The organism is Nocardia sp. NPDC057227 (genome assembly GCF_042669725.1).
In the GTDB taxonomy this organism is placed as follows: domain Bacteria; phylum Actinomycetota; class Actinomycetes; order Mycobacteriales; family Mycobacteriaceae; genus Nocardia; species Nocardia asteroides_A.
Genome location: NZ_JBHUXA010000031.1, coordinates 69,939 through 80,162, shown reverse-complemented (window position 1 = coordinate 80,162; position 10,224 = coordinate 69,939). Strand labels below are relative to the sequence as shown.

Below are 10,224 nucleotides of genomic sequence, written 5' to 3'. Positions count from 1 at the left end.
GGTTCGGGGGCGGAGCCCCCGGAAAACTTCTACTTGATCTCCGCCAGGACAGTGCCCTGGGTAATGGCAGCCCCCGCCTCGACGGCGAGCCCGGTAACAACCCCCGCCTTGTGCGCGTTGACCGGATTCTCCATCTTCATCGCCTCGAGCACGGCGATCAGATCCCCGACCTCGACCGACTGCCCCTCCTCGACCGCGACCTTGACCACGGTGCCCTGCATGGGCGCGGTCACAGCATCGCCGGAGGCGGCACCGTTGGCGGCCCCGCCGCGCTTGCGCGGCTTCGGCTTCTTCCGGACGACGCCGTTGCCCGCGGGCGCGGCACCGCCGCCGATGGAGAAGCTACCGGGCAGCGAGACCTCGACCCGGCGCCCGCCGACCTCGACGACCACCTTCTGCCGCGGCTCCTCCTCGTCCTCGTCGGCCGGGGCACCGGCGGTGTAGGGCTCGACGGTGTTGTTCCACTCGTTCTCGATCCACTTGGTGTAGACGTCGAACTTCGTGCCGTCGCCGATGAAGGCGGGGTCGTCGATGACCGCGCGGTGGAACGGGATGACCGTGGCCAGCCCATCGACCTGGTACTCGGCCAGCGCCCGGCGGGCCCGCTCCAGCGCCTGGGTGCGGTTCTCGCCGGTGACGATGAGCTTGGCCAGCATGGAGTCGAACTGGCCGCCGATCACACTGCCCTGCACCACGCCGGAGTCGACGCGCACGCCGGGGCCGGTGGGCTCGCGGTACACCGCGACCGGGCCGGGGGCGGGCAGGAAGCCGCGGCCCGCGTCCTCGCCGTTGATCCGGAACTCGATGGAGTGGCCGCGCGGAGTCGGGTCCTCGGTGATCTCCAGCGCGTCGCCGTTGGCGATGCGGAACTGCTGGCGCACCAGGTCGATGCCCGCGGTCTCCTCGGTGACCGGGTGCTCGACCTGCAGGCGGGTGTTCACCTCGAGGAAGGAGACGGTCTCGCCCTGCACCAGGTACTCGACGGTGCCCGCGCCGTAGTAGCCGGCCTCCTTGCAGATCCGCTTGGCGGAGTCGTGGATCTGGGCGCGCACGGCGTCGGAGAGGAACGGCGCGGGGGCCTCCTCGACCAGCTTCTGGAAGCGGCGCTGCAGCGAGCAGTCGCGGGTGCCAGCGACCACGACGTTGCCGTGCGTGTCTGCGATGACCTGCGCCTCGACGTGGCGCGCCTTGTCCAGGTACTGCTCGACGAAGCACTCGCCGCGGCCGAAGGCGGCGATCGCCTCGCGGGTCGCCGACTCGAACAGCTCCGGGATCTCCTCGATGGTGTGCGCGACCTTCATGCCGCGCCCGCCGCCGCCGTACGCGGCCTTGATGGCCACCGGGACGCCGTACTGCTTCGCGAACTCGACGACCTCGTCGGCGTTCTGGACCGGGTCCTTGGTGCCCGCGGCCATCGGCGCCTTCGCGCGCTCGGCGATGTGCCGCGCGGTGACCTTGTCACCGAGGTCGCGGATGGACTGCGGCGACGGCCCGATCCAGATCAGCCCGGCGTCGAGGACGGCCTGGGCGAAGTCGGCGTTCTCGGAGAGGAAGCCGTAGCCGGGGTGGATGGCGTCGGCGCCGGAGCGGGCGGCCGCGTCCAGAATCTTGTCGAACACCAGGTACGACTCGGCCGAGGTCTGGCCACCGAGGGCGAATGCCTCGTCGGCGAGCTGCACGAAGGGCGCGTCGGCGTCGGGCTCCGCGTAGACAGCGACGCTGCCGAGGCCGGCATCCTTGGCTGCCCGGATAACGCGCACCGCGATCTCGCCTCGATTGGCGACGAGTACCTTCGAGATCCGCGCGCTGGCATGGCTGGGCACTGAGCCTCCTGTGTACATTCTTCCGGTCGCTTCGCCGGGTAGGGTTTCGCTTCGCTCCCGTGGGTCGCAACCTACGTTCTCGGCGAGTGTAGGCAGTCTGCCAACACGGGCGGAACACCGGCCAGCCCTACTGGGGAGTAGGCCGCAGATCACAATTCCCGCGTTTTCCCCGCCGCGGCGCGCCGTTCGTGCACGCGGCGGGGTTTCGAGTGCCATCGCCCGGCGGCGGCCCGGTGTCCGAATCGCCGCTGATCGGTGGCTGGAAGGGTATGCGTCAGCGCCGATTTCGGCGGGTACCGGCGAGCGGGGCCCGGCCCGGCTCGGCACCGCGTGCCACCGGCATTCGGACCGCGCTGCCCCACTCCAGCCAGGAGCCGTCGTAGTTGCGCACCGCCGGGATGCCGAGCAGGTGCGCCAGCACGAACCAGGTGTGCCCGGCGCGCTCGCCGACCCGGCTGTAGACGACGACGTCGTCGGCGCCCGCCACCGCGGCGTAGGCGCGGTCCAGGTCGGCGCGCGGCCGGAAGCGGCCGTCGAGCCCGATCGCCGCGGTCCACGGGATGTTGACCGCGGTGGGGATGTGGCCGCCGCGCAGCGCGATCTCCCCGGAGCGGTCCGGCTCGTGCGTCTCCTCGCCCGCGTACTCGGCGGGGGAGCGCACGTCGACCAGCGGGAGGCCGAGGTGGCGCAGCACGTCGTCGCGGAAGGCGCGGGCGGTGCCGTCGTCGCGCTCGACCGCCGGGTAGCCGACCGCGGGGATGATCGGCGCGTCGAAGGTGGTGTCCCGCGCCTCGGAGATCCAGGCGTCCCTGCCGCCGTCGAGCAGCCGGACGTCCGGGTGGCCGAAGAGCTCGAAGATCCAGGCGGCGTGCGCGGCCAGCGAGTTGCCGCGGTCGCCGTAGAGCACGACGGTGTCGTCGCGCGCGATGCCCTTGGCGCGCATGAGCTCGGTGAAGCGGGCGCCGTCGAGGTAGTCGCGGCTCAGCTCGTCGCCGAGCTCGGCGCGCCCGTCGATCTTGACCGCGCCCGGGATGTGCCCGATGTCGTAGAGCCGGGGCTCCTCGTTCGCCTCGACGATGCGCAGGCCGCCGGCCCCGAGGTTTGCCGACAGCCATTCGGTGGTTACCAAGTGGTTCGGGTGTGCGTAGGAACCGAACGCCGGGTTCGGATCCGGGGCGAGTGGCACGATCTGTTTCCTCCACACTCGATCGAGAAGTGGTAACGGTGGTGTGGTCGCGCGCGGTGAAACGCGTGTGGGCGGTGAACGCGTTTCAGATCACGATCGGATGAATGGTGATTTCGCCGCACCCCCATCCGATAAAGTCTCCCGGGAGGAGGGGTCAGCTATGTCCGATTCTTGGCCGCGGCGGCGACTGCTCGCGATCCTACGTGGCGCGGAGGAGCCCCTCGACGCCCAGGAGCTGGCCCGGATCACGGGCCAGCACGTGACAACGGTTCGTTTCCACCTGGATGTGCTCACCCGCGAATCCCTGGTCCGCCAGTTCCAGCAGCCGCCGCGCGGCCGCGGCAGGCCGCGGATCGGCTACTCCGCGGTGCAGCGATCCGTGGGTTACCAGGATCTCGCGCAGGCGTTGGCCGATCAGCTCGGCCCGGACCGCAGGGCCCGCACCGAGGCCGGGATCGCCGCCGGGCGTGCCTGGGGCGCCAAGCTGGACGCGGGCGAGGAGCGGGTGGAGACGCTGGACGGCGCCAAGGACCTCTCCATGACGCTCTCCTCGGAGCTGGGCTTCGCGCCGGAGCGCGACCCGGGCGCCGACACCTCGGAGCAGGTGCAGATCCGGCTCACCGCCTGCCCGCTGCGCGAGCTCGCGCGCACCCACTCGGATGTCGTCTGCGGCGTGCACGTCGGGCTGCTGCAGGAGGTGCTGGACCGCAGCGGCGCGCGCGACCGGGTGAAGGTGCGGATGCGGCCGTTCGTCGAGCCGGAGCTGTGCCTGGCCCGGCTGGAGCTGGTCCGCGGCCGCCCGGAGCCGAGCGCGCGCTCGGAGGAGCCGCGCGAGGTGCCGACGCTGCCCATCGTGGACAGCCCGGTGGCGGCCGAGCCGCTGATCGCCCCGCCCTCAGCCGGGCGGATCCCCCCACAGCTGCGCAATGGAGAGACCGACGTCGTGAAGGAGTCGGCGAAGCAGTGGTAGCCCGATTCCGATGACGCTGGAGGGGTCGCCCTCCAGCCGCTCCACGAACCAGCCGCCGCGGCCGTCGAGGGTGAAGGCCCCCGCCACCTGCAGCGGCTCACCGGTGGCGATGTAGGCATCCAGGTCGGCCGGGTCGGGGTCGGCGAAGTGCACCGTCGTCGTGCTGGTGTCGACCGCCGAGGCGGTCACCGCGCCGTCGGCCAGCCGCAGCACGCAGTGCCCGGTGAGCAGGTCGGCGCTGCGCCCGGCGACCGCCTTCCAGCGCTCGCGGGCCACCTCGGGGGTGTAGGGCTTGCCCTGGAGTTCGCCGTCGACCAGCAGCATGGAGTCGCAGCCGACCACGACGCAGTCGGCGGGCAGCGCACCGGCGGCGGCGACCGCACGGGCCTTGGCCTTCGCCAGCTCCTCGACCACCGTGCGCGGCGCGGAGTCCGGCGGCAGCGCGGCGGCCACCGCGTCCTCGTCGACATCGGAGATCCGGACGACGGGCTCGATGCCCGCCGCGCGCAGCACCGCCCGGCGGGCGGGCGACGCCGAGGCCAGGACCAGAACGGGCACGGTCAGTCGCGGCCGTACGCCAGCGCGGGGAAGGCGTAGGGCGAGAACGGCGCGGCGCCGCGGTGCAGCAGGGTGGGCCTGCCCCACAGGTCGAGCGGCCCCCGCTCGCCCGGCGCGGCCGAACCGGCCGCCGCGGTGAACACGCAGACCAGCGCGGCGATCTCCTCGTCCGACGGGTTGCCCCGCTCGACCCGGAGCAGCGCGGCGATGCCCGCCTCGGCCGCGGCGGGCTCCGCGCTCGTCGCCTCGGCCTGCTCCGTGCCCGGATCGGCCGTGAGGTCCAGTTCGACGGCGGACAACACCTCGTCTTCTGCCACGGTCGTCACAGTGCAGATCCTCTCTCTACCTCGGGCTGGTGCACCCTCGTGGGGTATACCCGCTCCGAGCGCCAGCGGCACCGGTGGATGTGAAGGCAGCTGCCCCCGCATTCACCAGTGTGCGGTCTCATCGTTACCAGTGTGCGCGGCCTATGGAGGGTATCGCGCGATCAGAGCGGGATGTTGCCGTGCTTCTTCGGCGGCAGGCTGACCATCTTGCGCTCCAGCAGCCGCAGCGCGGAGACGATCTGGCCGCGGGTGTGCGAGGGCGGGATGACCGCGTCCACGTAGCCGCGCTCGGCCGCCACGTACGGGTTCACGAGCGTGTCCTCGTACTCGTTCTGCAGCTCGAGCCGCAGCGCATCGACGTCGGAGCCGTCCGCGGCGGCGTCCTGCAGCTTCTTCCGGTAGACGAAGCCGATGGCGCCGGAGGCGCCCATGACGGCGATCTGCGCGGTCGGCCAGGCCAGGTTCACGTCGGCGCCGAGGTGCTTGGAGCCCATGACGTCGTAGGCGCCGCCGTAGGCCTTGCGGGTGATGACCGTGATCTTCCCCACAGTGGCCTCACCGTAGGCGTAGAGCAGCTTGGCACCGCGCCGGATGATGCCGTTGTACTCCTGGCCGGTGCCGGGCAGGAAGCCGGGCACGTCGACCAGGGTGACGATCGGGACGTTGAAGGCGTCACAGGTGCGGACGAAGCGGGCGGCCTTCTCCGAGGCGTCGATGTCCAGGCAGCCGGCGAACTGGGTGGGCTGGTTGGCGACGATGCCGACACTGCGGCCGTCGATCCGGCCGAAGCCGACGATGATGTTCATCGCGCGCTCGGCCTGCACCTCGAGGAACTCGTCGTCGTCCAGCAGCCGGCGGATGACCTCGTGCATGTCGTACGGCTGGTTCGGCGAGTCCGGGATCAGCGAGTCGAGCTCCAGATCCTCCTCGGTGAGCGACTCCTCGATGGCCCCGGTGATGGGGTCGGTCGCGGGGAAGCGCGGGGCCTCGGCGCGGTTGTTGCTCGGGAGGTAGGAGAGCAGGTCCTTGACGTAGTCCAGCGCGTCCTGCTCGCCGGAGGCGACGTAGTGCGCGACGCCGGACTTCACCATGTGCGTGTGCGCGCCGCCCAGATCCTCCATGGTGACGTCCTCGCCGGTGACCGTCTTGATGACGTCCGGGCCGGTGACGAACATCTGGCTGGTCTGGTCGACCATCACCACGAAGTCGGTGAGCGCGGGGGAGTAGACGTGCCCGCCCGCGGCCGGGCCCATGATCAGCGAGATCTGCGGGATCACGCCGGAGGCCTGGATATTGCGGTGGAAGATCTCGCCGTAGAGGCCGAGCGAGACGACGCCCTCCTGGATGCGCGCGCCGGCGCCCTCGTTGATGCCGACCAGCGGGCGGCCGGTCTTCAGCGCGAGATCCATGACCTTGACGATCTTCTCGCCGTACACCTCGCCGAGGCTGCCGCCGAAGACGGTGACGTCCTGGCTGAAGATGCAGACGTCGCGGCCGTCGACGGTGCCGTAGCCGGTGACGACGCCGTCGCCGAGCGGGCGGTTCTTGTCCAGCCCGAAGTTCACGCTCCGGTGCCTGGCCAGCGCGTCGAGCTCGACGAAGGAGCCCTCGTCCAGCAGGGCGAGGATGCGCTCGCGGGCCGTCATCTTGCCCTTGGCGTGCACCCTGTCGACGGCGGCCTCACCCATCGGGTGCTTGGCCTCGTCCAGCCGGTTGCGCAGGTCAGCGAGCTTCCCGGCGGTGGTGTGGATATCGGGTTCGCCCGCCGATCCGGATGCGGGTTGCTGCTGGACACTCGTCATGGGTTCGGAGTGTAGCCAGTGCCGCTGGTACCGGGTAACACCTCCTCCGCTACTCGCGGGTAGAAAAGCCCTGGTCGCCGTCGGATTCGCGGAGTTGTGCACAGCTGGCGCAAGGGGTCTGCCCACCCCGGAATCGCAGGTCGCGGGGGGCCGCCGAGTAGCCTGCCGATGTGCAGCGGACACCCCTTGACGCCGAGCGGCTGCGCCGCGAGCGCGTGCCCTTCTTCACTCGGCTCGACGTGGTCGAGACCACCGGCTCCACCAATGCCGACCTGATCGCGCGGGCCGTCGCCGACCCCGCCGCCGACCGCGAGGTGCTGCTCGCGGAGCTGCAGGAGAGCGGGCGCGGCAGGCACGCCAGGGCCTGGGGCAGCCCGCCGCGCGCTCAGATTTCGGTATCGGTGCTGGTCCGGCTCGACGGGGTCGACCCTGCGGTGCTCGGCTGGCTGCCGCTGCTCACCGGGGTCGCCGTTGTCGACGCCGTGCGCGCGGCGTCGGGGGTGCCCGCGGAGCTGAAGTGGCCGAACGACGTTCTGGTCGGCGGCCGCAAGCTGGCGGGCATCCTGGCCGAGGTCGCGATCGCGGGCCCCGACCCGGCGGTGGTGGTCGGCGTCGGGCTGAACGCCGAACTCACGGCTGCCGAACTGCCGGTGCCGCACGCCACCTCGCTGGTGCTCGAGGGCTCCACCGTCGACCGCACCACCATGGCCGGAGCCCTGCTCACCGCCTTCGCCGAGCGCTTCGCCGCCTGGCGGGACGCGGGCTGGGCGACCGCCGAACTCGCGGCGGCCTATCGCGAGCGCTGCGGCACCATCGGCGCCAGGGTGCGCGCCGAGCTGCCCGGTGGCCGGGAGCTGGTCGGGATCGCCACCGGCATCGATGCGGCGGGCAGGCTGCTGGTCGGTTCCGAGGCGGTCTCCGCGGGCGACGTCACCCATCTGCGCCCGGCGGGCTGACCGCCCGATCGGCGAATCGCGCTGCGGCCGTTCCGTCCCCGGTGCGCGGTAGGGTGCGGCCATGGGTTATCCGGAGGATGTGCTGGCCCCCGACGAGCACCTGCTGCTGCATCGCCACCCGCACTGGAAGATGCTGTTCTGGCCGATCGTCATCCTGGTGGCTGGCACCGCGCTGGCCGGCTTCGGCGGCGGCGTGATCTCGCGCAACGTCACCGACGAGACGCTCGCCATCGGGCTCCTCGTCGTGGTGCTCGTGGTCTGGGTCGCGCTGCTCGCCTGGCGCGTGATCGGGCCGGTGGTCAGCTGGAAGTCGACGCACTTCATCGTCACCGACCGGCGGGTGCTGGTCAGGCAGGGCGTGCTCACGCACTCCGGCATCGATATCCCGATGAGCCGGATCTCCAGCGTGCAGTTCCGGCACGGGCTCTTCGACCGGCTGCTCGGCACCGGAACCCTGATCATCGGCTCCTCCTCCGACGAGCCGCTGGAGTACGACGACATCCCCTCCGTGCAGCAGGTGCACTCGCTCCTCTACCACCAGGTCTTCGAGGTGGAGCACCGGCACGAGCGCTGGGACAACTGACCCGCGCTCCCGCCCGTAATCTGGGCGCATGACGGCGGTACTGCTCGGCGAGGACGACGAGGCGATCGCGGCACCGCTCTCGCGCGCGCTCGGCCGCGAGGGCTACACGGTGACGGTGGAGAGTTTCGGCCCCGCGGTGCTGCGCCGCGCCCTCGAGGGCGGCCACGACCTGCTCATCCTGGATCTCGGGCTGCCGGGGATGGACGGGCTGGAGGTGTGCAGGCAGGTGCGGGCCAGCGGCGCCGAGCTGGCCGTGCTCATGCTCACCGCGCGCACCGACGAGGTGGACTTCGTGGTCGGGCTGGACGCGGGCGCCGACGACTACGTCGGCAAGCCGTTCCGGCTGGCCGAGCTGCTGGCCAGGGTGCGCGCGCTGCTGCGCCGCAGCGGCCTCGGCGACGACATCGTCGAGGTCGGCGGCATCCGGCTGGAGCCTGCCGCGCGCCGGGTGCTGGTGAACGGCGTCGAGGTCGGGCTGGCGAACAAGGAGTACGAGCTGCTCAAGGTGCTGATCGACCGGGCCGGGCAGGTGGTGCCGCGGGAGACGATCCTGCGCGAGGTCTGGGGCGATGCCGAGCTGCGCGGCTCCAAGACACTCGACATGCACATGTCCTGGCTGCGCCGGAAGATCGGCGACGAGGGGCCGATGGCCGAGCGCCGGATCGTCACCGTCCGCGGTGTCGGGTTCCGGCTGAACACCGACTGACGTGCGCCGCCGCATCCTGCGCTCGATGCTCACCGTGCTGACGCTCACCACGGTGGTGCTCGGGTTGCCGCTGGTCTACACGGCCTGGCTCTGGGTGGAGGACATCACCCGCAACGACCTGCGCGACCGGCTGGACCGGATGGCCGTCGAGATCATCGCCCAGGAGCAGGAGACCGGGACCGTCCCCGGCGAACTGGACACCAGGGCGGTCGGCACGCTCGTCCCGGACGGCGGCAAGCTCACCATCGTCTACCCGGCGCCGCTGGACAGCGCCGTGCGGATCGACATCGGGGCGGACCGGGTGAGCGATCCGCTGGTCGAGTCGCTCTCCATGGGCGAGCGCGGCTCGCTGCGGCTGGAGGTGCCGTCCGGGCCGATGCACTCCATGCAGCGGCAGGCGGTCGGCGCGGTGGCGCTGGCGGTGCTCGCCTCGCTGACCGCGGCGGTGACCGTCGCCGTCGTCACCGCGCGCCGGGTCGCCGACCCGCTCAGCGACGTCGCCGCGCGCGCCGCCCGGCTCGCCGAGGGCGACTTCCGCCCGGACAACCGGCGGCACGGCATCGCCGAGCTGGATCGGGTCTCGGACGTGCTCGACGCCGCCACCGTGGAGATCGCGGGCCGGCTGCAGCGCGAGCACGCGCTGGTCGCCGACGTCTCGCACCAGCTGCGCAGCCGGCTCACCGCGGTCCGGCTGCGGCTGGACGAGCTCTCCGTGCACGCCGACCCGGACGTGGTGCAGGAGGCCGAGGCGGCGATGGCCCAGGTGGACCGGCTCACCGGCGCCATCGACGACCTGGTGCGCGCCGCCAGGGACGACGACGCCGCCGACCGCGACCCGGTGCCGGTGATGGACGAGCTGCGCGGCGTCATCGCGGAGTGGGCGCACCCGTTCCGGGACGCCGGGCGGGTGCTCACCCTGCTCGGCGACGAATCGCTGCGCGCCCCGATCACCGGCTCCCGGCTGCGCGAGGCGCTCGCCGTGCTGCTGGACAACGCGCTGCACCACGGCGACGGCACCTGCACCGTCTCGGTGCGACTGGTGCACGGGGGAAGGGCGCGGGTGCCGCTGGTCTGCGTCGAGGTGGCCGATCAGGGCGACGGGGTCAGCGACGAGCTGGCGCCGCACATCTTCGACCGCGGCTTCTCCGGAGCCGGCTCGACCGGGGTCGGGCTGGCGCTGGCGCGGGCGCTGGTCGAGGCCGACGGCGGCCGGCTGGAATTGCAGCGCAGGCGCCCCGCGCTCTTCGCGCTCTTTCTCGGCGCGCCGACGCCGATTCGCGTGGCCGCCGGAGTGGGCGCCGAACCGCGCTGAGA

At 72.0% G+C, this 10,224-nt stretch carries 10 protein-coding genes; 5 read left to right on the top strand and 5 right to left on the bottom strand.

Annotated elements, in window-relative coordinates; all coding sequences use genetic code 11:
- Window positions 1-29 precede the first annotated feature (29 nt).
- Together ACFUJ1_RS30435 and ACFUJ1_RS30430 are read right to left on the bottom strand one after the other, a co-directional pair.
- On the bottom strand, window positions 30-1,823 hold the full coding sequence (locus ACFUJ1_RS30435) for an acetyl/propionyl/methylcrotonyl-CoA carboxylase subunit alpha (RefSeq protein WP_378650753.1): 1,794 nt from the start codon (window positions 1,821-1,823) through the stop codon (window positions 30-32).
- Between the two features lie 274 nt (window positions 1,824-2,097).
- On the bottom strand, window positions 2,098-3,009 hold the full coding sequence (locus ACFUJ1_RS30430) for a sulfurtransferase (protein WP_378650752.1): 912 nt from the start codon (window positions 3,007-3,009) through the stop codon (window positions 2,098-2,100).
- A gap of 160 nt (window positions 3,010-3,169) precedes the next feature.
- Between ACFUJ1_RS30430 and ACFUJ1_RS30425 the strand changes: the two genes are divergently transcribed.
- Window positions 3,170-3,979 carry a helix-turn-helix transcriptional regulator gene (locus ACFUJ1_RS30425; RefSeq protein WP_378650751.1) on the top strand — a complete coding sequence of 270 codons (810 nt, stop codon included), beginning with the start codon at window positions 3,170-3,172 and terminating at the stop codon, window positions 3,977-3,979.
- On the opposite strand, the gene ACFUJ1_RS30420 is transcribed toward ACFUJ1_RS30425, so the two are convergent.
- The 3 genes from ACFUJ1_RS30420 to ACFUJ1_RS30410 all read right to left on the bottom strand — a co-directional run bounded on the left by ACFUJ1_RS30420 (window position 3,905) and on the right by ACFUJ1_RS30410 (window position 6,665).
- Complete coding sequence (locus tag ACFUJ1_RS30420) at window positions 3,905-4,537, bottom strand: Maf family protein (protein ID WP_378650750.1); 633 nt, start codon at window positions 4,535-4,537, stop codon at window positions 3,905-3,907. The genes ACFUJ1_RS30425 and ACFUJ1_RS30420 overlap by 75 nt on opposite strands.
- Window positions 4,538-4,539: 2 nt before the next feature.
- On the bottom strand, window positions 4,540-4,863 hold the full coding sequence (locus ACFUJ1_RS30415; protein ID WP_378650749.1) for an acyl-CoA carboxylase subunit epsilon: 324 nt from the start codon (window positions 4,861-4,863) through the stop codon (window positions 4,540-4,542).
- A 161-nt stretch (window positions 4,864-5,024) separates the two neighbouring features.
- Complete coding sequence (locus ACFUJ1_RS30410; protein WP_378650748.1) at window positions 5,025-6,665, bottom strand: acyl-CoA carboxylase subunit beta; 1,641 nt, start codon at window positions 6,663-6,665, stop codon at window positions 5,025-5,027.
- Between the two features lie 170 nt (window positions 6,666-6,835).
- Between ACFUJ1_RS30410 and ACFUJ1_RS30405 the strand changes: the two genes are divergently transcribed.
- The 4 genes from ACFUJ1_RS30405 (at window position 6,836) to ACFUJ1_RS30390 (ending at window position 10,222) form a co-directional block, all read left to right on the top strand.
- Window positions 6,836-7,621: a biotin--[acetyl-CoA-carboxylase] ligase gene (locus tag ACFUJ1_RS30405; RefSeq protein WP_378650747.1), complete on the top strand. Its 786-nt coding sequence runs from the start codon at window positions 6,836-6,838 to the stop codon at window positions 7,619-7,621.
- A 61-nt stretch (window positions 7,622-7,682) separates the two neighbouring features.
- On the top strand, window positions 7,683-8,204 hold the full coding sequence (locus tag ACFUJ1_RS30400; protein WP_378650746.1) for a PH domain-containing protein: 522 nt from the start codon (window positions 7,683-7,685) through the stop codon (window positions 8,202-8,204).
- 28 nt (window positions 8,205-8,232) lie between these two features.
- The gene (locus tag ACFUJ1_RS30395) at window positions 8,233-8,910 is read left to right on the top strand and encodes a response regulator transcription factor (RefSeq protein ID WP_233016225.1); all 678 of its coding nucleotides are present in this window, start codon (window positions 8,233-8,235) and stop codon (window positions 8,908-8,910) included.
- 1 nt (window position 8,911) lies between these two features.
- On the top strand, window positions 8,912-10,222 hold the full coding sequence (locus ACFUJ1_RS30390) for a sensor histidine kinase (RefSeq protein ID WP_378650745.1): 1,311 nt from the start codon (window positions 8,912-8,914) through the stop codon (window positions 10,220-10,222).
- The last annotated feature ends 2 nt before the right edge of the window (window positions 10,223-10,224 follow it).

What these genes read in the sequence shown, in the direction of transcription:
- ACFUJ1_RS30425 (WP_378650751.1), top strand. Translation starts at nt 3,170, where the DNA reads ATGTCCGATTCTTGGCCGCGGCGGCGACTGCTCGCGATCCTACGTGGC.
- ACFUJ1_RS30410 (WP_378650748.1), bottom strand. Translation starts at nt 6,665, where the DNA reads ATGACGAGTGTCCAGCAGCAACCCGCATCCGGATCGGCGGGCGAACCC.
- ACFUJ1_RS30400 (WP_378650746.1), top strand. Translation starts at nt 7,683, where the DNA reads ATGGGTTATCCGGAGGATGTGCTGGCCCCCGACGAGCACCTGCTGCTG.
- ACFUJ1_RS30395 (WP_233016225.1), top strand. Translation starts at nt 8,233, where the DNA reads ATGACGGCGGTACTGCTCGGCGAGGACGACGAGGCGATCGCGGCACCG.